The 22,117-nt window shown below is 68.3% G+C and carries 25 protein-coding genes and 1 pseudogene; 16 read left to right on the top strand and 10 right to left on the bottom strand.

Translation table 11 applies throughout. The annotated features are described in order from the left end of the window. Position 1: 1 nt before the first annotated feature. The 8 genes from AC5R91_RS06325 (at position 2) to AC5R91_RS06360 (ending at position 6,828) form a co-directional block, all read left to right on the top strand. Positions 2-871, top strand: a complete 870-nt coding sequence (locus tag AC5R91_RS06325) for a helix-turn-helix domain-containing protein (protein ID WP_495396192.1) — start codon at positions 2-4, stop codon at positions 869-871. 19 nt (positions 872-890) lie between these two features. Next, entirely contained in the window at positions 891-1,103 is a 213-nt protein-coding gene (locus tag AC5R91_RS06330) for a DUF397 domain-containing protein (protein ID WP_495396193.1), read from the top strand. 212 nt (positions 1,104-1,315) lie between these two features. Beyond that, positions 1,316-2,374: a hypothetical protein gene (locus AC5R91_RS06335; protein ID WP_495396194.1), complete on the top strand. Its 1,059-nt coding sequence runs from the start codon at positions 1,316-1,318 to the stop codon at positions 2,372-2,374. Beyond that, positions 2,371-3,264 carry an aminoglycoside phosphotransferase family protein gene (locus AC5R91_RS06340; RefSeq protein ID WP_495396195.1) on the top strand — a complete coding sequence of 298 codons (894 nt, stop codon included), beginning with the start codon at positions 2,371-2,373 and terminating at the stop codon, positions 3,262-3,264. The genes AC5R91_RS06335 and AC5R91_RS06340 overlap by 4 nt, the downstream gene beginning before the upstream one ends. A gap of 6 nt (positions 3,265-3,270) precedes the next feature. Beyond that, positions 3,271-3,834 carry a hypothetical protein gene (locus AC5R91_RS06345; protein ID WP_495396196.1) on the top strand — a complete coding sequence of 188 codons (564 nt, stop codon included), beginning with the start codon at positions 3,271-3,273 and terminating at the stop codon, positions 3,832-3,834. Continuing rightward, entirely contained in the window at positions 3,831-4,373 is a 543-nt protein-coding gene (locus tag AC5R91_RS06350; RefSeq protein ID WP_495396197.1) for a dCTP deaminase, read from the top strand. The genes AC5R91_RS06345 and AC5R91_RS06350 overlap by 4 nt, the downstream gene beginning before the upstream one ends. Further along, complete coding sequence (gene dcd / locus AC5R91_RS06355; RefSeq protein ID WP_495396198.1) at positions 4,370-4,906, top strand: dCTP deaminase; 537 nt, start codon at positions 4,370-4,372, stop codon at positions 4,904-4,906. Before AC5R91_RS06350 ends, dcd begins: the two co-directional genes overlap by 4 nt. After that, entirely contained in the window at positions 4,906-6,828 is a 1,923-nt protein-coding gene (locus tag AC5R91_RS06360; protein WP_495396199.1) for a PEP/pyruvate-binding domain-containing protein, read from the top strand. Before dcd ends, AC5R91_RS06360 begins: the two co-directional genes overlap by 1 nt. Positions 6,829-7,295: 467 nt before the next feature. Here AC5R91_RS06360 and AC5R91_RS06365 read toward each other — a convergent pair whose 3' ends face one another. The 4 genes and pseudogenes from AC5R91_RS06365 to AC5R91_RS06380 form a co-directional block, all read right to left on the bottom strand. After that, a complete protein-coding gene (locus tag AC5R91_RS06365) occupies positions 7,296-8,141 on the bottom strand; it encodes an IS5 family transposase (protein ID WP_495392703.1) in 846 nt (281 codons plus the stop codon). A 182-nt stretch (positions 8,142-8,323) separates the two neighbouring features. After that, positions 8,324-9,835, bottom strand: coding sequence for a recombinase family protein (locus AC5R91_RS06370; RefSeq protein ID WP_495396200.1), 1,512 nt, complete (start codon positions 9,833-9,835; stop codon positions 8,324-8,326). A gap of 53 nt (positions 9,836-9,888) precedes the next feature. Then, the gene (locus AC5R91_RS06375) at positions 9,889-10,527 is read right to left on the bottom strand and encodes a hypothetical protein (RefSeq protein ID WP_495396201.1); all 639 of its coding nucleotides are present in this window, start codon (positions 10,525-10,527) and stop codon (positions 9,889-9,891) included. 2 nt (positions 10,528-10,529) lie between these two features. Continuing rightward, positions 10,530-10,910: pseudogene (locus AC5R91_RS06380) on the bottom strand (SAM-dependent methyltransferase); the annotation flags it as partial. A 169-nt stretch (positions 10,911-11,079) separates the two neighbouring features. Between AC5R91_RS06380 and AC5R91_RS06385 the strand changes: the two are divergent. Continuing rightward, positions 11,080-12,051: an aldo/keto reductase gene (locus AC5R91_RS06385; RefSeq protein ID WP_495396202.1), complete on the top strand. Its 972-nt coding sequence runs from the start codon at positions 11,080-11,082 to the stop codon at positions 12,049-12,051. A 9-nt stretch (positions 12,052-12,060) separates the two neighbouring features. Here the strand turns inward: AC5R91_RS06385 and AC5R91_RS06390 are convergent, their stop codons facing one another. Further along, on the bottom strand, positions 12,061-12,456 hold the full coding sequence (locus AC5R91_RS06390; protein WP_495396203.1) for a MerR family transcriptional regulator: 396 nt from the start codon (positions 12,454-12,456) through the stop codon (positions 12,061-12,063). On the opposite strand from AC5R91_RS06390, the gene AC5R91_RS06395 reads away from it, so the two are divergent. Beyond that, on the top strand, positions 12,383-12,748 hold the full coding sequence (locus tag AC5R91_RS06395; protein WP_495396204.1) for an HNH endonuclease signature motif containing protein: 366 nt from the start codon (positions 12,383-12,385) through the stop codon (positions 12,746-12,748). The two genes, AC5R91_RS06390 and AC5R91_RS06395, sit on opposite strands and share 74 nt — an antisense overlap. Here the strand turns inward: AC5R91_RS06395 and AC5R91_RS06400 are convergent. Next, a protein-coding gene (locus tag AC5R91_RS06400) for an IS3 family transposase (protein WP_495392209.1) occupies positions 12,745-14,219 on the bottom strand; the annotation gives its coding sequence in 2 pieces (ribosomal slippage) (positions 12,745-13,788 and positions 13,791-14,219; 1,473 coding nt in all). The genes AC5R91_RS06395 and AC5R91_RS06400 overlap by 4 nt on opposite strands. A gap of 534 nt (positions 14,220-14,753) precedes the next feature. After that, a complete protein-coding gene (locus AC5R91_RS06405; RefSeq protein ID WP_495396205.1) occupies positions 14,754-15,743 on the bottom strand; it encodes a zinc-binding dehydrogenase in 990 nt (329 codons plus the stop codon). Between the two features lie 398 nt (positions 15,744-16,141). Between AC5R91_RS06405 and AC5R91_RS06410 the strand changes: the two genes are divergently transcribed. Continuing rightward, entirely contained in the window at positions 16,142-16,885 is a 744-nt protein-coding gene (locus AC5R91_RS06410; RefSeq protein ID WP_495396206.1) for a pyridoxamine 5'-phosphate oxidase family protein, read from the top strand. Then, a complete protein-coding gene (locus AC5R91_RS06415) occupies positions 16,875-17,264 on the top strand; it encodes a hypothetical protein (RefSeq protein ID WP_495396207.1) in 390 nt (129 codons plus the stop codon). Before AC5R91_RS06410 ends, AC5R91_RS06415 begins: the two co-directional genes overlap by 11 nt. A 33-nt stretch (positions 17,265-17,297) precedes the next feature. Here the strand turns inward: AC5R91_RS06415 and AC5R91_RS06420 are convergent, their stop codons facing one another. Continuing rightward, positions 17,298-17,816 carry a DinB family protein gene (locus AC5R91_RS06420; RefSeq protein ID WP_495396208.1) on the bottom strand — a complete coding sequence of 173 codons (519 nt, stop codon included), beginning with the start codon at positions 17,814-17,816 and terminating at the stop codon, positions 17,298-17,300. Positions 17,817-17,874: 58 nt separating this feature from the next. Beyond that, the gene (locus tag AC5R91_RS06425) at positions 17,875-18,684 is read right to left on the bottom strand and encodes a nucleoside phosphorylase (RefSeq protein ID WP_495396209.1); all 810 of its coding nucleotides are present in this window, start codon (positions 18,682-18,684) and stop codon (positions 17,875-17,877) included. Between the two features lie 157 nt (positions 18,685-18,841). Between AC5R91_RS06425 and AC5R91_RS06430 the strand changes: the two genes are divergently transcribed. Next, positions 18,842-19,096 carry a sigma factor gene (locus AC5R91_RS06430; protein ID WP_495396210.1) on the top strand — a complete coding sequence of 85 codons (255 nt, stop codon included), beginning with the start codon at positions 18,842-18,844 and terminating at the stop codon, positions 19,094-19,096. A 282-nt stretch (positions 19,097-19,378) separates the two neighbouring features. After that, the gene (locus AC5R91_RS06435) at positions 19,379-19,624 is read left to right on the top strand and encodes a hypothetical protein (protein ID WP_495396211.1); all 246 of its coding nucleotides are present in this window, start codon (positions 19,379-19,381) and stop codon (positions 19,622-19,624) included. A gap of 126 nt (positions 19,625-19,750) precedes the next feature. On the opposite strand, the gene AC5R91_RS06440 is transcribed toward AC5R91_RS06435, so the two are convergent. Next, positions 19,751-20,239 carry a MarR family winged helix-turn-helix transcriptional regulator gene (locus tag AC5R91_RS06440; RefSeq protein ID WP_495396212.1) on the bottom strand — a complete coding sequence of 163 codons (489 nt, stop codon included), beginning with the start codon at positions 20,237-20,239 and terminating at the stop codon, positions 19,751-19,753. A gap of 96 nt (positions 20,240-20,335) precedes the next feature. On the opposite strand from AC5R91_RS06440, the gene AC5R91_RS06445 reads away from it, so the two are divergent. Continuing rightward, positions 20,336-20,947, top strand: coding sequence for an NAD(P)-dependent oxidoreductase (locus AC5R91_RS06445; protein WP_495396213.1), 612 nt, complete (start codon positions 20,336-20,338; stop codon positions 20,945-20,947). 151 nt (positions 20,948-21,098) lie between these two features. Continuing rightward, positions 21,099-21,857, top strand: a complete 759-nt coding sequence (locus AC5R91_RS06450; RefSeq protein ID WP_495396214.1) for a TetR/AcrR family transcriptional regulator — start codon at positions 21,099-21,101, stop codon at positions 21,855-21,857. Positions 21,858-22,117 lie beyond the last annotated feature (260 nt).

Here is a 22,117-nt window from a genome sequence, read left to right on the forward strand (position 1 = left end):
TGTGCCGAGGCAACGACAGGCCCCACCGACGGTTCGTTCACGCAGGCTGGCGTTCGAGCTGCGCCGTCTGCGGGAGGCAGCCGGGCTCACCCGTGAGCAGGTCTCCGAGGAGACCGGGATCAACCCCGCCACGCTCTACCGGCACGAGACCGCCACGGCCAGCTCTCGGCCGCAGCGCCGCACGATGATCGCGCTGCTCAACACCTACGGCGTCGCGGATCAGCAGCGCGCCGACCTGCTCGCGCTGTCCAGGGAGGCCGACGTCCAAGGCTGGCTCCGGCCGTACCACGCCGAGCTACCCGAGCACTACACCGCCTACATCGGCTTCGAGGCCGAAGCGCGCACCGTGCGCAACTACGAGTCGCTGTTCATCCCCGGGCTACTTCAGACCGAGGAGTACGCCCGCGCCGTCATCCGCGGCAACCTGCCGATGGCCAGCGAGACGGAGGTCGACCAGCGTGTCCAGGCGCGGATAGAACGCCAGAGCGTACTGACCAAGGACGACCCGCTCCGGCTGTGGGCGGTGCTCGACGAGGCCGCTCTACGTCGCCAGGTCGGAGGGCCGGACGTCATGCGCCGCCAGATGGGCCGGATCGTCGAGGCACTCCGCGAACCCCAGGTCACGGTGCAGGTGATTCCGTTCTCCGTGGGCGCGCACGCTGGCATGCCCGGGTCGTTCGTGCTCATGGGCTTCCCGGACCCCGCAGACCCTGAGATCATCTACATCGACAGCATGGCCGGCGATCTCTTCTTGGAGGCGGAGGCCGACGTCAGACGGTATACGCTGTTGTTCGACAACCTCCTGGCCGTGGCCCTCAGCCCCGACGATTCGGCGGGCATGATCGCAAGCCTGGCGCAGGAAGGGTCATGAACGAGGGAGGCACGGGCCGGTGGACCTGTCGCAGGCGAGATGGCGCAAGAGCAGCCGAAGCAGCGGCAACGGTCAGTGTGTCGAGGTCGCCTTCCTGGACGGCGGACATGTCGCTGTGCGTGACTCCAAGAACCAGGCCGGACCGGCTCTGATCTTCACGCCTGCCGAGTGGGATGCCTTCCTCTGCGGCGTGAAGGACCGAGAGTTCGAGCTGCCGCACGTCACCGGCTGACCGCGTCCGGAGTGGGATAGCGCCCCGCCGGCACTGGGCAGGCAACAGATCATGATCTTCTGCCTGTCCGGCCATTTACCTCAACTTGGTAGCTGACAGTAGTCGGCTGCCGCTGCACATCCCCCCGTCGCCCTTTCTCGTGGTCAAGTGGCTACGGTTGGCCTTGGGTCATCGAGTCGGGCGGGTGAGGCATCTTCGTGCGGAAGGAACCGATGTCGCTCATTCTGCATGTCCCTCCCGAGCTACGTTCGGCGTCGAGCGTGCCCAGTTCAGCCATGGTCGTGCCGGTAGAGGCCAACCTTCCCCTGCGGTCGCACCCGCCGGCCCCCAACACCGTGGTGGCGAGCTTGCCGGAATACCGGCGTCCACGCACGCGGGGACTCGTTCCACTGTTCCTTCTCGTTCCAGACGGCGACGAATGGTGGGCGTACACTCAGGTTCTCTATTCGACGTCAGGGATCGTCTTTTGTCGGCTAGATGGTCCGCCTCTGCGCGGGAATCCCGACGAAGGAACCCTCCGCGTGTGGTTGAGCGCGCTGGTAGCCCTTCGACACAAGTATGCGTGGCGCCTCAATAATCACCAGTGCTGGTTTGTCAAGCACCGTGCGAGCGAGGAGATCGAGCACAAGTTCACGCTGCCGCCGGACCGCGATATCTGGGATCTCGCGGTCGACATGTTGCACATGTTGCGAGAAGAACCATGGGACGGCTGGACCTTCGAGTACCGTAACGACTTCGAGCAGTGGGACTTCGACAACTACCTCTTCGAGATCGCCGAGCCGGAACCGGACCGCGGCTACGTCTCCTTCATTCCGGCCGTCGACGGCAGTTGGATAATCAAACGAAAATGGTTCGGAGAAGACACGCCGATTCGCCGTGAACAACGTTGGCGAGGCGTTGAGCTGCCCGACCGCCCGAATTTCGAGGATGAGATACGTCGTCGATTCGACGTCTCACCGGCATGGGGTGCGTCGTTCCGTCGTGAACGCTGTGACATCAATCTAGAGTCTCTGTCCACTGGGCACGGCTATTCGGTCATGTTCGACCGCTGTACGGTGCCCGACCTTCCGTCGGCCGTCCTGGTTCAGTGCGAGGTCGAATACCTGCGCAGCCGAACTCTGCTTCCGGTTGAAGACGCGGAGCTAATCAGCGAGTTTCAGTGGCTCGTCAGCGTGACCCGCGAATGGTTGACGTCCCGAAGGCTCGACGCTGTCGAGGATCATTTTTCCAAACTTTCGTTCCTTCGGCGAGCGACCGGGAACGGCGCATGACCACAGAGGATGAGGATCGCGCCCTGTCCATTGTCGGCCGCCTGATGCCCGACGATGCGCCGGGCGGCCTGCGACGTCTCGCTGGCGGCCGGAACAATCAGCTCTACGCCTGCCAGACCGGTCAGCGCGAGGTATGCGTCAAGCTCTACCGCAAAGACGGCGCACGGCGCGCGAGCCACGAATGGGCGGCGCTGACGGCCTTGTCGCACGCCGGTTTCGGCGCCGCTCCCGAGCCCTTGTATTATGAGGCTTCCCGCGGTCCGGCACTCGTGATGACTCTTCTCCCGGGTGTCCCTCTCTCTGGGGCCTCCCTGGACGCGGGCCAGATAGCACAGATCGCCGACCTCTTCGGCCGTCTGCGCCTGGTAGGAGAGAACCGGCACACAGAGCCGATTCCATCGGTCCGGATGTCGATCGGAAACATGTTTGACGAAGTCCGAGGACACTGGAACAGTTGCACTGCCGATCATCACTCACCACTCAGGAAGGAGCTGTTCTCCCGTTGGGAAAGCTGGTCGGCAGGGCCGGATCTCGCGCATCTGATGCAGCCCTCGGCTCCCGTACTCGGCCAAGGCGACCCCAACCCGTCCAACTACTTGTGGGACGGACACCGAGTCCGCGTCGTCGACTTCGAGTACGCAGGGTGGAGCGACACGCATCACGAATTCGCTCTCCTGGTCGAACATGTTCAGTCGCGGACCACGCCGGACGACCTGTGGGCGCTGTTGGAGGAACTCCTTTTCCTGTCACGGGACGATCGTGATCGGGCTCGCGCGGCACGTGTCTTGGTCGCCTGGTACTGGACCGTCGAGTTCTGGCCCCGCCGGAGCGCCGATGACGAGAAATTCGTAAGCCAGACGGAACGCCTGCTACAACTCCTCGGGGAATGAGCCGAAGTGACGCCGATGCTGAAACTTGCTCTCTACGGACTCTCAGGCGCTGGAAAATCGACGACCAGCGTATTACTCGGCCGTCTCTGCGCCGAACGTGGCATGGATTTCCGGGTGGTCAAAATCGCCGAGCCGCTTTACCTTATGCAGCGAGAACTGTATAAGATGGTCGATCGTGAGATCGCCCCGTACCAGCAGGACCAGATCCTTCTACGGGTCCTCGCGGGGGAGATCCGGAGGATAGCACCGTCCTTTCTCGCGGACGACTTCCTTCGCCGCGTCGGCAAATCCACGGCAGAAATCGTCGTCAACGACGATCTCAAGGACGTCGATGTCGACTATCCGAAGCTGGTCGCAGCAGGGTTCCGTTTCGTAAAAATCGCCTGCGACGAGGAAACACGGCTTCGGCGCCTCGCCAGCCGGGCAGATCTGGCCGTGGCGCCGGAGACCCCTCAGACGTGGAAATTCGACCGCATTCAGCCGAACTGGGAGATCGACAACACCGAAGAGGGTGAGCCGGCGCTCGCCAGGAAGTTGTCCGAGCTGTTCGCGAGAGAGTGGGGACGATGATCCTCACCGGATGCGAGATCGCCCGCGAAAAGGCAGCCGGACGCATCATCATCGAACCGTTCCGCGCTTCACGCCTAGAACCCAACAGTTACGGCTTCCGCCTCGGCTCGACGCTCCTCACCTATGATGAACCGGTCCTTCAGCCTGAACGACTCGCGGCTCAGCACACCACAACGCTGCCAGCCGAAGGACGAACACTGCTCCCCGGCCGGCTCTACCTCGGACATACGCAAGAAGTGATCGGCAGCGAAACCTACGCCGCCACGCTGTACGCCTGCCGCTCCATCAGCACCCTCGGAGTGTGGATCACTTTCAGTGCGCCGCTGGGACACACCGGCGCCATTGTGTCGTGGACTTTGGAAATTCGCGTCGCTCAACCCACGCTGCTGTACTCCGGAATGCGGATCGGGAAAGTCGCCTTCTGGCGGACACAGGGCACGGTAGAACAATACCAGGGAAGATACGAGGGCTCGCGCACGGTTGTCGAGTCACGACTCTCCACCGAGTTCCGTCCCGACGAGGGACGGAGGCGTCCGTGATACTGACCGGACACGAGATCCTGCGCGAGTACGCGGCGCACAGAATAGTGATCGATCCGTTCGACGTTGACCAACTCAATCCGAACAGCTACAACTTCCGGCTCGGAGAACAGCTCACCGTCTACCGGGACCATCCAGTGGACCCGCGGCGGTCGAACCCTGTGACCACGATCCAAATTCCCGACGCTGGGATCGTCCTTCGGCCTCATCGTCTCTATCTCGCCCACACGCTCGAAGTGATGGGGAGCGATTTCTATGCTCCGACCTTCGCCGCACGTTCGTCTGTGGCGCGTCTGGGGCTCTTCATCAACCTGTCGGCGTCTCTCGGCGACATCGGATTCCACGGGCAGTGGACGTTGCAGCTCTTCGCGGCACAGCCGCTGAAGGTCTACCGAGGCATGCGGATAGGTCAGATCATGTGGTGGCGCCCGCAGGGAGAGATCGTCCTCTACAGCGGAAAGTACCAGGGCTCAACAGGCCCTTGCGCGAGCCGAAGCTTCCAAGATTACGACAACGACAGCGAGGTCGCCTGATGAGTCTGCCCTCTCCGATCGTCGCACTCGACGAAGAACACGATCCATCGACTGTCGGGAACAAGTTCGGCGGACTCGCGCGCGTCAGGCACACGGTGCCTATTCCACCTGCGTACTGCATACCATCGGACTGGTTCGCGGCATCGCTGGGAAATGCGAGGATGGCGCAACTGAATGTGCTTTTCGACGACTTCGCCGCAACGCTGGGAAATGAGATCTCGACCGCCGCACCTAAGATCACGTCCGCGCTCCACGGCCTCACACTCGACGAGACAATGCGCCAGGAGATCGCCGGCATAGTCAATCAGATTCGTGCCCACAGGCCCGCGAAAGGTGTCGCGGTCCGATCGTCGACCACTGTCGAGGACGGAACCGAACACAGTCACGCCGGCCTCTATGAATCCTATCTAAATCTTCATGACGTCGGCGACGTCGAAGCGGCGGTGATCTCCTGCTGGAAGTCCTTCTACGCTCCACGCGCCGTGCTTGGCCGAATCCGAGCGGGAGACCTGAGCCCACAACCACGGATGGCCGTGATTATTCAGGAGATGGTCGACGCCCAGATGGCAGGCGTAACGATCACACAAGGCGACCGAACGATTATCGACGCGACCCACGGCACCGGGGACAGCTTGGTCAGCGGCCTCGCCGATGCCATTCATCTTGAACTGGAAGCGGGGGCCGAAGCGGAATCGCCGTACGGCGATGTGTGCCGGCTTGCCACGGCGCTCCGCGCGGACGCCGAAACTGACCTCGACATCGAATGGGCCTTCGACGGCGCCACGGTTTTCCTGCTGCAAGCCCGACCTGTCACCGCGATGCTGGGCAGGCAACAAGCGGACGGCCCTGTATTCTCTCACGCACAGCTCTACTTCGACGACACGATCCCCCCGGATCTCCCCTTGGGAACGTGCGCCGAGCTTTACACGGCGTACACAGCCAAACGGGCACCCTTGTACCGTCTCGCGGCCAACAGCGGCATCCGGGTCGGTGGTGGCTGGGTCGTGGCGCTCAACGGCGCAGCCCTAGCCGACGAGACGCGGCAGCCGAACTGGTGGCGTGAGCTAGACGGAAAGGTCGTTCTCGACCTGGGCGCGAACTTGCGCCAGCACATCATGCCCGCGTCCGAAGTCCATGGCTTCGTCTCCGACGCACTCAACACTACAGCCGACTCCCGCACCGTCCACACGCTGATAATCCGGGAGTTCGTACAGGGGGACGCAGGAATCATCTCTCACCGCACGGCGTCGGGAGAAACGATCGTCGAATACGCCGCTCAGGGCCTACTCGCCATGAACCGCGGACTCACAGACCCCAGCCGACTTACGATCCCCGCAGACTACGAGAAAGACGGGTACATCACAGAGCGACTTCCGACAGGCTGGACACGTGAGACAGTAACCCAGATCACCGACTTCACACGCACACTCGACGACCGGTTCCCGGGAGGCTACGCCGAATGGGTTCTCGTCGGCGACGTCCCTCGCTTCGTAGACGTCTCCGTCCCCGACCATGACGCTCAAATCACGTCAAGCACGGGCACCACAATGAGTCCAGGTACAGCGCAGGGTCCGCTACTGATCCTTGACGACACAGAAGAGCTTCTACGGCTCAGCGTCGCCCCCATCGTCAGCGTGAACTTCCGCGCCGATGCCCCGGAAAGCGCCTTCATACGGGAACTGACCGACAGAATCCGCGCCCTACCGACGAAGCCTGTTCTGTGGGCACGCCGGCCGTACGTAATCCTCTCGCTGATTATCGACGAAGTCGCGGGATTTGTATTCAACGGCGGATCGACGCTATGTCATCTCGCGATCCTCCTTCGGGAAGCCAACAAGCCAGCAGTCGTCACGAGTGAGCATCTCGGCAATAGCGACGGAAAGAACGTCCTGATTGCGGATGGCACCATCCACGTCAGCTAACCGACCCCAGCACTCGGTGACTGCATCAATCGCGCGACGTGGCTCCGCTCCGTTACAGTTGTCGTGCAAGATCGCTGTGCAGGTTGCGACACCCAGCGAGGATAGTCACATTGGACTGGTCAATGTGGACCAGTGATCGCTGGCACTGGCCGCATTTGTCACAGCGTCGCAGGTCAGCCCCCTGGTGCCCTCGACACACCGAGCCGGGGGCTTTGCACGTGTCCGCTGTGACGTCGCATCCTGTGCCATAGGGGCGCGCTTACCGGCATGGTGCCGCGCGTCGCCCAGGCCGCCGGGACCGTTCACCGCGTGCCACCGTCACGGCGCGGGCAAAGGCGCCCCGGTGACGGTGGCACTCCCGCTGATGACTCTTCCCCGACGTTCGGTCCGCAAGAAAAGGAAGACCCGATCAGGGAGGGCGGTTCAACGCGCCAGGGTGGCTCTCAGAAGGTGTTTGAGATCGTCGGTTAGATGATTCTCTGTAGCGGTCGGGGACCGGGCCGGTGGGCGGGGGTGCGCCGGTCGATGCGACGGACCATGGTGCTGATCATGGCCCAGCGGATGAGGGATTCGGCGTGGTCGGGGCGGCGTTCGTAGTCGCGGGCGTGCCGGCGATGCGCGGTGATCCAGGAGAGAGTGCGTTCCACGACCCAGCGCCGTGGCAGGACGGCGAAGCCCTTCTGTCCGGCCGGCTTGCGTACGACCTGCACGGTCAGAGTCAGGATGCGGGCGGCCCAGTCGACGAACGTGCCGGCGAACCCGCCGTCGGCGAACACCAGCCGTAACCGCCGGCCGGCGAAATAGGTGTCGAGGAGAAGCCGCCGGCCGCCGACGGTGTCGTGCGTGCTCGCGGGCACGACCAGCACGGCCAGCAGCAGACCCAAAGTGTCCACGACGACAAACCGCTTACGGCCGTTGATTTTCTTGCCCGCGTCGTAGCCGCGGGAGACCGCGGGAACGGTGTCGGCGCCCTTCACCGACTGGGAGTCGATGATCCCCGCCGTCGGTTCCGGGTCACGTCCGTCCTGCCGGCGAGCCTGATCCCGCAGGGCGTCGTGGACACGTTCGGTCACACCCAGATCGTGCCAGCGGGCGAAGTAGTAGTAGACCGTCTGCCACGGCGGATAGTCCGACGGCAGCGCCCGCCACGCACAGCCGTTGCGCACGACGTACAGGATGGCGTCGACGAGATCGCGACGGTCGTGCTTCTCGCGGCGGCCGATCGACGCCGCCGGCGGCAGCAGCGGCTCGACCAACGCCCACTGGGTATCGCTCAGATCAGACGGATAGCGGTGACGGTGACGTCGCGGCATCCCCTGACCGTCACCCGCCCAACGACCCGGTCAGGCCCCTTCCCGGTGAGTGCACACCCATTGCACACCCCGAACATCACAGCCAGCTACCAGCCGGAGATCTCAAACACCTTCTCAGCGGCCATAGCGGGCGGATACGACGAAGGCCCCAGCTCGGCTGGGGCCTTCGTCGGTGGCGTGGGTTACCGAGGGTCGTTGAGGTCGCGCCAGACGATCCGTACCCGCTGAACATTGTCACCCTCGACGGTTCCGTTGCCGCCGACGATCACGCCGTCGATCAGTTGAGTGAGGATGACCCGCTTGGCCGCGATGTCCTCGCCGAGCGCATCCCAGCCCGCAGCGCCGTCGACGGGCAGGGTGGCGCGACGTCGTGCGCTGGTGTGCATCCGGGTCTGCGCCTCGCGGATCTGGCGGACGATGGCTTTGTGGGCGTCGTCGTAGGCGTCGTCGTCGATGTTCCCGGACGCCCACCGGTCCGCGAGCGCGCTCTTGCGGGCCTCCAACGTCGCCAGCTCGGCGGAGACAGGGTCGGCCGTCGCAATGGGCTGGAGAACCAGCTCGTCCAGACGCTCCCGCACGGCCAGGCTGACCAGCTCGACGAGGAAGCTTTCCCCGATCCGGACCTTGGCCGCACAGCGGCCGTCGCGACGCTGGCAGTACAGCCGCTTCCCGCTGGCGCCGTTCCCGGTCAGCTTGTGCCCGCAGGACGCGCAGTAGACGAACCCGGCCAGCACCCGCCGGACCTTCTCGGCGTCGGTGTTGGTCCGCCGGGCCGCGTCGGTCAGGATCGCCCGGAGCTGCTCCCACGTGTCGACGTCGAGGATCGCGGGCCACTGTGCTTCGCCCATGACCGCGATGGTGCCGGTGCTGCGGCGGGTGGCGCGGGTCTGGTAGCCGCGCATGCCGATCAGACGCGGGTTGACCATCATTTCCTTGAGCGTGGTGGCATCCCACGCCCGGTACGGGCATGGGCAGTCGGTCCACGCCCTACGGCCCTTCACGTTGTTCGCGCACGTCGGCCGGTGGACCTTCGTCACGGTCGGGACCGCCTCGGCGTTGAGCGTGCGGGCGATGGCCCCCAACGGCACGCCGGCCAGCACATCGGCAGCGATGCGGCGGATAACCCTGGCCTCGTCCGGAACGAGGGCGTTGAAGTCCCGTACTGGCTTACCGGCGTGGTCGGTGCCGATGATCGGCCCGTAGCCGTACGCCCTGGGTCCGCCGTGGTGGCGGCCCTGCTCCGCTCGCTGCTTGGCGGCGCGAGACACCCGCTCCGCCGTGCGCTCGGCCTCTCCCGCGTCGATCGAGAAGATGATGTCGGCCATCATCCGGCCGTCGGCGGACGTGAAGTCCATGGTGGTGCCCTTGACCGGAATCAGCCGGACGTTGTGGGCCTTGAACAGCTCGATCACACGCATCCGGTCGGGCCGGTTACGCAGGAAACGGTTCGTCGTCCACGCGATCACCGCGTCGATCTCACCAGCGGCAGCCATGCCAAGGATGCGCTCGAACTGCGGCCGGTAGTCCTTCGTGGCCGACAGATCGTTGTCGGTCAGCACGTCGATCAGGTCGACGTCGTCCCGCCGGGCGGCAAGTTCCCGGATGTCCTCATCCTGGCGGGTGACCCCGGCTTCCAGCCCTTCGCGGTCATCGGAGATCCGCCGGTACCCGATCGTGCGCAGCGTGCGAACCACCCCAGAACCGTACGCGGCGTCCCGAGTGTCCGACCAGAGTGTGACATTGGGTCTCACGCGGCCACGCTCCCCAGCTGGTGACCGCACTTCGCACAGCGGGACTGATCGAAGATGTTCGGGAGGTGGGGGCAGGGAACAAGCCTCAGCCGCTGTCCGGGCGGCCACGCCCGGCACGTGAGGGCGGACCGATCAAACGGGCGGTAGTAGACGATGGCCCCGCCGTCATCATGACGGGAGACGTAGTCGACCCAGCCCAGCGGCGTAGCCATCCCAACCCGCACGTCGGAAACATCAACCGTGACCGGCGCCTCGTCCCGCGGGGCCTTCCCCCGGTCCGGGGCCTTCCCCCGGTCCGGGGCCTTCCCCCGGTCCGGGGCCTTCCCCCGGTCCGGGGACTCGTCCCGCTCGACACCGAGCACCGTCCGGCCCGCGCCGGTCAGCACGTAGGCCACGATGGTCACCGTGCCGCCGCGCAGGCTCAGCTCTCCCGCCGGCTCCCTGACCACCCAACCGCGACGCTCGATCGCCTCGAAGGTGTTCCCAGCGATACGGACAGGGGCGCTATCCTGCTCCCCGTAGTAGCCGTGACCGAAGCTGTCGGCCCGGTAGTACAGAACACCCGCGTGGGCGAAGGTCAGCGCACGGCGCTGAGGGTCCGACAGTCGCGGGGCCTTACTGGTGTGTGCGTCCATGGGATAGACGGGTCGTTGTCCGCGTACACCACGCGCGCATCGGGGGCGATGCCCTGGGCGATCTCGTGCAGGTTCGGCGAGGTGGGGATCCCGGTGCCGATGTCGAGGAACTGCCGGATCCCGATCTCACCGGCCAGGTAACGGACCGTCCGAGCCAGGAACGCCCGGTTCTCCCGGGCGACGACCCGCAGGTTCGGGAACGCGGCGAGCGACTGCTCGGCCGCCTCCCGGTCGGCGGGAAAGTTGTCCTTCCCGCCGAGGAAGTAGTCGTACATCCGAGCCGAATGCGGCTGGTCGGTCCTGAGATCCACCGGGTTGCGCTCCTCGACGAGACTCTGCCACCACCGCCCGCCCGCCAGGTCCCGCTCGCTCGCATCCGTCACCGCTGCCAGCCCCCTCGCATCGTCGGCGGATTCCCCTCGTATCACCCTAACTGTCCGGGTCCCACACGCTCCGACGCGGGCCACCGGGGAATCCGGTGACCGACGGGCTAGCCTGGCTGCGGGCGCGGCACCCGGCCCGTCCCGGCCCACTCGGATTGGATCACGGCGCATGCGGCATGTGTCACTGGCTGGACTGGACGTCTCCCGCCTCGGTCTCGGCGCGATGGGGATGTCGGCGTACTACGCCGGCGCCGGCGCGGACGACGCCGAGTCGATCCGGACGATCCACCGGGCGCTGGACCTCGGCGTCACCTTCCTGGACACCGCGGAGATCTACGGCCCGTACCGCAACGAGGAGCTGGTCGGCCGGGCGATCGCCGGGCGGCGCGACGAGGTGGTGCTGGCGACCAAGTTCGGGCTGATCTCGCACCGCGACGGCGACCGGCCAGGCCTGGACAGCTCGCCGGCGAGCCTACGGGCCGCGCTCGACGGATCCCTGCGCCGCCTCGGAGTGGAGCACGTCGACCTCTACTACCAGCACCGGGTGGACCCGGACACGCCGATCGAGGACACCGTGGGCGCGCTCGGCGAGCTGGTCGCCGAGGGCAAGATCCGCCACATCGGCCTGTCCGAGGCCGGCGTCGAGACGATCCGGCGGGCCCACGCGACCCACCCGATCACGGCCCTGCAGACCGAGTACTCGCTGTGGTCGCGGGAGCCGGAGGCGGAGCTCCTGCCGCTGCTGCGCGAGCTCGGCATCGGTTTCGTCCCCTACTCCCCGCTCGGCCGCGGCTTCCTGACCGGCCAGATCCGCTCGGCGGACCAGCTCGAGGCCGGCGACTTCCGCGGCGGCAACCCTCGCTTCGCCGCCGAGGCGTTCGCCCAGAACCTGCGGATCGTCGCCGAGGTGGAGGCCGTCGCGGGCGAGGCCGGGGCCACCCCGGCCCAGGTGGCGCTGGCCTGGCTGCTCGCCCAGGGCGACGACCTCGCGCCGATCCCGGGCACGAAGCGGGTCAGCCGGCTGGAGGAGAACGTGGCCGCGGACGCGCTCGTCCTCACCCCCGACCAGCTCGCCCGGCTCGACGCGATCGAACCGCCTGCCGGCGACCGCTACGCCGACATGACCACCATCAACCGCTGACCAGTCCGGTCAGCGGGTGGGGCCGAGCCGGTGGGCCAGCCGGTCACGTAGCGCGGTGAGGTCGGCGATGCGTTCCTCCAACGCGCCCAGCCGTCGGGCGGCCACCGCGAGCGCGTCGGCACAGGCGGGCCTGGCCTGGAACTGCTCCGGCAGCGGATGGTCGAGCAGTGGGAGCAGGGACCGGACGTCGTCCACGACGAACCCGCTGGCGAGCAGGTGCCGGATGTTGCCGACGGTGATGACGGCGCCGTCGTCGTACACGCGGTAACCCGCGCGGGTGCGGCTCGACCGCAGCAGGCCCTGCTCCTCGTAGTACCGCAGCGCGCGCGGGGTGGTACCGGCCGCGCGCGCCAGCCGGATCCTGCTCAGCCCCCATGGCGTCCCCCTTGACGTTGGACGCTCCACCCGCACAGTCCCCGCCGCCCTACGCCGCGCCCTGGCCGTTCGCGACCAGGGATGCAGCTTCCCCGGCTGCGATCGGCCACCCTCATGGTGCGAGGCCCACCACGTCACACCGTGGAAAGACGGAGGAGTCACCGCGCTGCACAACCTCACCCTGCTCTGCGGCACCCACCACCGCCAAGTCCACCACGACGGCTGGCAGATCAGCTTCCTCGACGACGGCCGACCCTCCTACATCCACCCCACCGCATCGGAACCTGTCAACCTCTTTGAGGCAGGATGTTGTGGAAATTAGCTGGTCTCGGCCTCTGCCTCCGGTGTCTGGTCTTCGTCGTTCTGGGGTCGGTTGATCCAGGCGGGTTCGGGCATGGCCGGTGGGCTTGGCGGGCGGACGAACCGTTCGGGGTGCGCGGTGTAGGCGGTGTCGAGGACGGCAGCGCGGGCCCGGCGGACCGCGGGCGCCTGGCCGTGGTGGACGACGGCCGGGGTGAGTAGCCCGAGCCCGGAGTGACGGTGATCATTGTTGTAGTGGTCGAAGAACGCCCGGCACCAGGAGCGGGCGGTCTGGATGGTGTCGAAGGAACCCGGGAAGTCGGGCCGGTACTTCAACGTTTTGAACTGGGCCTCGCTGTAGGGATTGTCGTTCGACACCCGGGGCCGGGAATGGGAACGGGTCACGCCGAGGTCAGCGAGGAGCAGCGCGACGGTCTTCGAGGTCATCGAGGTGCCCCGGTCGGCGTGGATCGTCAGCTGACTCCGATCGATCCGCTGCTTCTCACAGCTGGCGATGATCAGATCCTCGGCGAGGGTGGCGGATTCCCGGTCAGCGACCATCCACCCGACAACATAACGGCTGTACACATCCAGGATCACATACAGGTAGAAGTAGGACCATTTCTTCGGGCCGCGGAGTTTCGTGATATCCCAACTCCACACGGAGTTCGGTTTCTCGGCGACGAGTTCGGGTTTGACGTGGGCGGGGTGCGTCGCCAGGCGGCGGCGCTCACCGGTCTCACCGCGTTCGGCCAGCAGCCGGTACATCGTGCGCTGCGACGCCAGGTAGACCCCTTCGTCGAGCAGGGTCGCCCAGACCTGCGCCGGGGCGGCATCGACGAACCGGTCCGAGTGCAGCACCTCGACCACCCGCTCCCGCTCCGCCGGTGACAACGCCGCGGGCTGCCGGCGCTGGCGGTGCGGGATCGGCGCCGGCCGCGGCGGGGCGGGGGATTTCCGGTGCCGGCGGTAATGCGTCGCCCGCGCCCGGCCCAACGCCGCGCACGCCGACGCCGTACTCACGCCGGCCTGTTCGGTGAGGCGGGCGAGTCCGTCCTCGATTATCCGTTCCGCCTGGTCGGCGAGTTCGGGTCGTCGGTGGTCCCGGGCATGCCCTCGGAGAGTTTCTCCAAGAGCTCGGAGACTTTTCCCTGGACTTCTATCACGAAGCGGGCTTTCGCCAGCTCCTTTTCCAACCGTTCCTTCTCCACCCGAAGTTTCGCCAGCTCCCGGTCCCGGTCGTCGACCGCGGGCCGGCCCTTCGGCTTCGACATACCCGCCAACGCCCCCGCGTCGCGGGCCTTACGCCACTCCACGAGATGCGCCGAATACAGGTTCTCTCGGCGCAGGATCGCGCCTTTCGCACCCGGCCCGGTCGCCGCCTCGTACTCGGTCAGGATCCTCAGCTTGTACGCCGGCGAGAACGACCGCCGCCGCGCCTTCGGCTCGACCTCCGGATCCGGCCGCGACCGGTCGGCCTCACGATCTCCCACCCGACCATCATCGACCAGGCCCCGCCTGGCCGTCACCGACACCACCACGATCTTCTTCTCCCAACCCCGCCCCGGTCACAAGATGGTAGCTGCTACCTGACTCACCTCATGCTGACAGGTAGGGCATCGATCCCCACCAACGCCCCCGCCGCAACCCCTACCACCAGCCCCCGCCCGCCCTCTTTGCCACCACCTGAACGGCGACGCCCGCCCGCCGTTGACCGCCGGCCCGCTCCCACCCGACCAACGAGACCTGTAGGAATCGGGGATAACTGGCCACTCCGCAGCCGCAGACCAGGTTGTTGGCCAGCCGAACGCGCCGCTGGTCGGCGATAGTCGGCCAGCACCGACGATCTCCCTCGCCCCCGAGGCACACCGCCGCCGCGTTGGCTCGCCTGCGTGACCTGCTGCGCCCCGGCGGCGTCCTGGCCCTCGTCGGTCTCGCCCGCAGCACCATGCCGGGCGACCTACCGCGCGACCCTGTCGGCATCGCCGTCGGTGCCTACGCCGCAGCGACGACTACTGATCGCCCCGCTACTCCGAGGGGATCAGAAGTGGCAGGCCGGCCTTGTGATCAGGCTGCCCGTCGATCCGGACGAGGACTCGGCCGATGAACGCGCCGCGCAGCAGGTCGACGAAGGCCCGTGGCGCGTTCTCGATCCCGTCCACGACGGTCTCGTCGAGTCGCAGGCGGCCCGTCGCCAGCCAAGGGCCGATCTCCTGTTCGGCCTCGGCGCGACGGTCCGCAAAGTCGGCGGTGCGCAGACCCCGCAGGGTGAGCCGGTTGGCGATGGCGTAGCCCAGGTCCGGCGTCGCCTCCTCGCCGTGGGCGCGGCCGGGCCGCGGGCCGTTCTGGCGATCGAGCAGCCCGCACAGCACCGCCCTGCCGTGCGGGCGCAGCAGGCGGATCGCGGCGGCAAGCTGCGCGCCGCCGGTGTTGTCGAAGTAGACGTCGATGCCGTCCGGGGCGAGTTCGCGCAGCCGCTCGAGGACGGGGCCGTCCCGGTGGTCGAAGGCCGCGTCGAAGCCGAGCGTCCCGGTCACGTGGGCGACCTTGGCCGCTGACCCCGCGCTGCCGATGACCCGGCCGGCGCCGCGCAGCCGCGCGATCTGACCGGCGAGGCCGCCGACCGCCCCGGCCGCACCGGACACGAAGACGGTGTCGCCGGGGCGCAGCTCGCCCGCGACGACCAGACCGGCCCAGGCGGTCAGCAGCGGGGCCAGATAGGCGGTCGGGTTGGCAAGGACGGTGGTGTCGACCCGCCGCAGCGCCGCCGCGTCGGCGACGGCGAACTCCCGCCATCCGAGCTGGTGACAGACCTCGTCGCCGACGGCGAAGCCGGGGTCGGCGCTGGCGACGACCTCGCCGAGCGCCGCCCCCGGCACGACGTCGCCGGGGGCGAGGCGGGGCAGCGGCAGGCCGACGTCGCCGAGGAACAGGCGGGCGGCGGCGTCGAGGGCGAACAGGGTGGTGCGGACGACGACCTGGCCGAGCCGGGCGGCCGGCACCGCGACCAGCTCCACGCGGAAGTCCTCCGGTCTCGGAGACCCGGCCGGATGCGCGGCGAGACACACCTGCCGACCAACGGCCGGCACCGCCAGCACGCCCGAGGAGACCCTGTGGCGACACACCGAAGGACGGCGACACACCAGAGGGCAGCGACGCACCGGGGGACGGCGACACACCAGAGGGCGAGGAGGATGAGGAGGCACTCATGCTGCGGACGGTAGAACCTGCCGTAGGCGTGAAGGTCAAGCCCGCCACGCCGGACGAACTGCTCCAGTCTGCCGCCACCCGAACTGTCGACGCCGAGCGCGGGAAGCGGCAGTCTCGGTCGCGTACATCGACCGTGAACGCCGGGTTCTCCGGTGAGCGAGGCTTCGGCAGTACACCCCAGTTCCCACCGGAGGGAGATGCGGACATGACGGTTCCGACGGACGATGCCGCCGCTGGTCCGGAAGCCACCTTACCTGGCGGGCGCGGGCGGGACGGCCAACCCCCCGGCGCCGGCCTGACCGACGAGCAGCGGCGGTTCCTCGCCGCGCACACGCGTGGCTTCCTGATCGTGACCGACGCCGACGGCGGGCCGATCGGCTACCCGATGACCGTCCGATGGTGCGACGGAACGCTGGAGTTCAACACCTATCGCAGGAGCGCGAAGGTCACCCACCTGCGCCGCGACGGCCGGGTGTGCGTGGTCGTGGTGCCCCGTGACCGGGCCGCCGATCGGCGGGTGCTCAGCGTCTGGGGACGCGTGCAGCCCGGCGAGGGAAGCATCGAGCACTGGATGCGCGACGGCAACGGCGACGACGGCGACGGCGACGACGGCGACGGCGACGGCGACGGCGCGGATCCGGCACCGAGCCCGTCCACGCCGCCGCACAGCACGGGGGTCGCCGCCGCGCCGCACCCCAGCGCACCGCACCCCAGCGCACCGCCGCCCAGCACGCCGCCGCAGATCACGCCGCCCCACGAAGTGACGCCCCACGAAGTGACGCCCCACGAGGTGACGCCCCACATCGAGACGCCTCACATCGAGACGCCGCCCCACGTCGTCAGCAGGGTCCGGGAGAGACTGCTCGACGGCAGGCGGATCATCATCCGGGTAAGTCCCCTCACCGCCCTGTTCATGCATGCAGCGGAAGGAACGGATGATGCCGGCTGAGCGCCGCCGGCGGATCGCGATGGGCGCCGAGCAGCTCTCGGCGTTCCTCGACGGTTCCGCGGAGATGGTCGTCGCCTACGTGAACGCGGACGGGTGGCCCGTCGGCACCGTGGCCGGGGCCGAGCGGCACGGGGAGAAGATCACGGTCGAGTTCGCCGATCCGACCGGGACCGCCGGCGGGGTCGGCGTCGGCGACGCGGTGTGCTGCGTCGCCGAGGAGGGGGTCAGGTACGACGAGATCCGGGGCGCGATCGTGCGCGGCGAGGTGACCGCGGCCGCGACGGCGGCCGGCCGGCACCGCTGGACCGTCCGGGAACGGCGCACCAGCAGCTTCGACTTCGCAGCCCTGGCCGACCCCCGGCCGGGAGACAGCGGCTGATCCGCCTGGTGCGTCAGCCCAGGGGCCGGTGCGTCAGCCCAGGCCGGCCCGGACGATGTCGCCGTCGTGGTGGTGGCACTCGTGCAGCGCGCTGCGGGCCACCAGGGCGACCTCGAGGACCCGCCCGTCCAGGTCGATCGTCCGGCGCGACAGGTCCGCGTCGAGCCGCGTCATCGTCTCGCGCAGGCGGACCACCCGGCGTTCGAACTGACCGAGGAGATCGTCCAGGTCGCCGCTGAGGTAGTCCGCCGCCGCCACCGAGGCGTCCGGGTCGACGGCCGGGATCACCGGGGTCTGCTCGGCGGTGGCCCGTTCGATCAGCCAACGGTGGAAGGCCATCGATTCGCGCAGGTGCCCGAGGTACTCGATCGGCGACCAGACACCCGGGCCTGGGCGGTGCCGCACGACGTCCGCGGGCAGGGCCCGCACATGCCCGGCGATCCTCTCGGAGACCGGGCCGAGTTCGGCGGCGACCTGCCCGACCCCGACGGCGGACGCGTCGAAGTCGCACTCGCTGCACACCTGCTCCACCGTCAAGCCCTCCTCGTCCACGTGCGCTCGGTCCACGTGCGCTCGGTCCACGTGCGCTCGGGGTCCGTGTGCGCTCACTTCAGGAAACCGCCGCGGCGCGGCCGAGTTCCACGCAGGTCTCGGCGGCGAGCCGGAACAGGCGCGCGCGGGTGGACAGCGCCTGCTGCCAGTCCCGCGACGCCCAGACCGGGCCCGCCAACGAGTCGCCGGCGTAGAGGAGCTGCGCGAACCGCACCCCCCGGAACCGGGCGACCGCGAAGAAGGCGGCGGCTTCCATCTCCACCGTAAGGCAGCCCTCCGCGCGCCGGGCCTCGACCTTGGCCGGCGTCTCCCGGTAGATCGCGTCGGTCGTCCAGGTCTTGCCGCGGACGAACGGCACCCCGTGCCGGGTCAGCACCGCCTCGGCCGCCGCCACCCCGGCGGGATCGGCACTCATCTCGCGGCTGGGCGGCTGGTAATGGAACGAGGTTCCCTCGTCGCGGACGGCCCGGTCGGGGACGATGACCTGCCCGAGCACATGGGAGTCGACCAGCGACCCCGCCCCGCCGCAGGCCACCAGCGTCCGGGCACCGAGGACGATGGCCTCCTCCATGAATCCCGCGCACAGCGGTGCGCCGAGCCCCGGCTGGAACACGGCGATCGGCGTCCCCTCCAGGAGCACCTCGTAGACGGGATGCCGGCCGTGCTCGCCGACGAGTTCGGTCAGCACCCGGGCCTGGTGGGTCTCCACCAGGGCATCGACGACCTCCCCGAAGAAGCACAACACCGCGAGTTCCGGCAGCCGGACACCCGCCTTCTCCCGGCCCGGGCCCGCGAACGGCCGGACCATGCCCGTAGGAGAGGGATCGAACTCGACCAACGGAAGCGACGGGGAATCCGATATCTCCACCCGGATCATTCTGGCAGGCCCGTGTATGGCGCGCAGCCGCCGTCCATATCCGTGATCATCTCTGGCGGGATTGCAACTGATTCGTGCCGCGGCACTCGATCCGTCAACCCGATGCGGTCCGGCGGGCCTCTGAAGGATGGAGAGGGAAGGAGGTCCGATGGATGAGGAGCGAGACGCCGAGTTCCGGGCGTACTTCGCCAGCCGGCTTCCGGCGCTGCTGCGCCTGGCGTACCTGCTCACCGGGAATTTGGCCGACGCCGAGGACCTGGCCCAGACCGCGCTCGCCCGAGCCTTCGTCGCCTGGGGCCGCGTGCGGACCAGTGACGCTCCGGACGCCTACGTCCGGCGCATTCTCAGCATCCAGGGAACTCCGAACGAGCAGGGCACCCGCGGACGGGAGGGATTGGCATGAGACACCAGGACGAGGACCCGATGCCACGCGGTCTGCTCGAGGCAGCCCGCAGCGTCGTCGTACGTCCCACGGACGATCTGTGGAGCGGGGTGGAGACGCGGGTGCCGCGGGAACGGCGCCGGCGCCGGGCCAGGCGGATCGTCCCCGCACGCCATCAGCGTCGCCCCCGTCACCGGTCGGCCGGCCGCGACGGACCGGCGGAGCCTCGTCGAAACAGCCGGGCGGGTCGGCCCCGCCGTCACCCGCCTGACGGCGACCACCGTCGGCGGGCAGGTCCTCGAGGTGCCGGTGCACGACGGGTACTTCGTGTTCCGCACCGTGCGGGACGACACCGGCGCCCCGCCCCGCCTCTCGCCGGGATTCGGCCGCATCGGCGGAGACCTGTCCAGATCCTTCGACGACTGGGCCCAGCCGGACGGCCGCGACCAGCGCACCCGCGACTACGACCACTGGTGGCAGGGCCGGCGCATCGTCCTGCGCGCCTTCGACCGCGACGGGAAGCTGCTCGGCGAGGCCTACGGCGGCTGACAGGATCCGGGCCCCCGGTCGCGCGTTCCTCCTCCATCGGCCCCCTCCCCTCCATCGGCCTTTCCTCCATCGGCGGGGAGACGTCCATCGGCGGGGGGACGTCCATCGGCGGGGGGACGCATCGGATCAGGGCTCGCGAGGGAGGGCTGAGGCGGCCGCCCGGCACGTGAACTGGCTCGGGTCGGCCCCCGCCTTGGCCAGCAGCGCGTAAAGGTGTTGCTGGTCGTCAGGGGAGAGACGGGCAAGCGGGGAGCCCGCGGTGAACGCCTGCACGAGTCGCGCACGCACCTCGACGCCCCGGCGGGTCAGACTGATGATCTTCTGTCGGCGGTCGGTCGGTGCCGGCCGCCGGCGGATCAGGCCGCGCTGTTCCAGCCGGTCCGTCAGGAACGTCACGGTGGACGGGTCACAGTTCAGCGTTGCCGCCAGCGCGCGCATCGAGGGCGGAGGCCCGTCGGGGTCGAGCCGCCACAACGCGCCGGCCAGCGCCTCGGTGAGATCGAGTTCCTTCACAAGATCCGCGGCAAGGTCGCTGGTCGCAGCCGCGAGCGTGACGACCTGCTGGACGACGGCGTGGATCAGCGAGTCGTCGCAGTCCCCGTCGGCATCGCCCACCCGTCGACACTACATGGAGCATCCAATACTTGATGACTCCAAGCATCTGCTCGATACTTGGAGTCTCAAACTATCTTTCGGAGGAAAGGGATCGGCATGCATCTGGCGGTCTTCGGCGGCACCGGACATACTGGCCGCCACGTGCTCGACCAGGCGCTGGCGCAGGGCCACACGGTCACCGCGCTCGCCCGCGACCCCCACGCCCTCGCCGTCGACGAACGCCTGCGGCCGGTGGCCGGTGACGTCCGCGACGCGGACGTCGTGAAGCAGGTCATCGCCGGCAGCGACGCCGTGCTCAGCGCGCTGGGCCAGCGCCGGTGGGGCAGCACGGTCTGCACGGACGGGATGCGCACCATCCTGCCGGCGATGGAGGACCTTGGCGTGCGGCGCCTGATCGCCGTCAGCGGCTACGGCGTGGCCGACAGCCGCCACCGCAGTCTCTACGTCGCCATCGCCCGGGTCGCAATCAGATCCCTGATGCGCGACAAGGAGGGAATGGAGAAGCTCATCAGGGCGAGCGCCACCACCTGGACCGTCGTGCGGCCGGCCCTGCTGACCGGCGGCCCGCATACCGGTGACTACCGCACGGGCAGCGACCTGCGCCTGACGATCACCTCCAGGGTCTCCTACGCCGACGTCGCCGACTTCATGCTCGCCCACCTCACCCGGGACGACTACGCCTGCCGCGCCGCCGCCATCACCTCGTAGCCGGCCGGCAGGACGGGCCGACAATCGCGAGGAGATTCACCGCCCCCGGTGACGACCGGCCACAGGTACGCCGATGCCCCGAATGCTGACGTCGCACATTCTCGGAGTGTCAACGGGGTGCGACGTAGGCTCCGGGCGGAGGTGGTGACCGGTGGCGACCGCACAGTCCCCGAGCGGCGGGCCGGGCGGCTCGGGCCGGGCACGCAGCCTGCGGGGGCAGGGTGAGCAGCTTCGCCGGGAGATCCTGGCCGCGGTGAATCACCTGCTGGTGGAGTGGGGCAGCGCCGAGAAACTGACGATGCGCGCGGTCGCCAAGGAGGTCGGGGTCGCGGCGCCGAGTATTTACCTGCATTTCCCTGACAAGGCGGGGCTGGTCTGGGCGGCATTGTCCGACAAATACGACGACCTGGTCGCGAGCATGGTGCGGGCGGACGCGGCCAGCGACAGCGCCGATCCCCGCGAGCCGCTGCGGGCGCAGACGCATGCCTACTGCCGGTTCGCGCTGAACAACCCCGGGCACTACCGGCTCATGTTCGAGGTGCCGCAGCCGACGGTCGAGGTCGCGAGGATCAGCGAGCACCCGGCCCACGGCGTCTCGGCCAGCCTCCGCGCCGGCTTCCGGCGCTGCCAGGAGACCGGGTATGCGCTGTCCCTGCCGGTGGAGCAGGCGGCGCAGACCCTGTGGGCCGGGCTGCACGGCATGGTGACGCTCCACCACAGCCTCTTCCACGACGAGTCGACGGAGAACCTGACGCTGCAGCTCGCCGACGGCCTGCTCGACTCCCTCGTCGCGAGCACGCCGGGCGCCTCGCCGCCCTTCCGGTCCGCTCCCCCGGAAACCGCCGCCTCCCGCCACATCAGGGCCATCCTGGCGGGAGACGCGACCCTTCAGCACGAGGCAGATCCGTGAAGCCGGCATGCCCGTTGCAAACAGATCGGAAGGCGGTCCCGCCGACCAGTATCAGACCTACTCGGCGGGGACGTAGTGGCGCAGAAAGGCCAGTGTCCGGCCGAAGCATAGATGTCGCCATTAATTCGGCGCGATTTGCCCGCACCAGGAAGCGTGGGTACAGTCCGACCTAACTTAGTTAGGTGACCGGGGTCGACAGGTGACCGAGACCACGAAATCTGCCAGCCCCCCGGTCGGCACAGCCCCAGGAAGGGGCTTGC

Source organism: Frankia sp. BMG5.60, assembly GCF_059428125.1.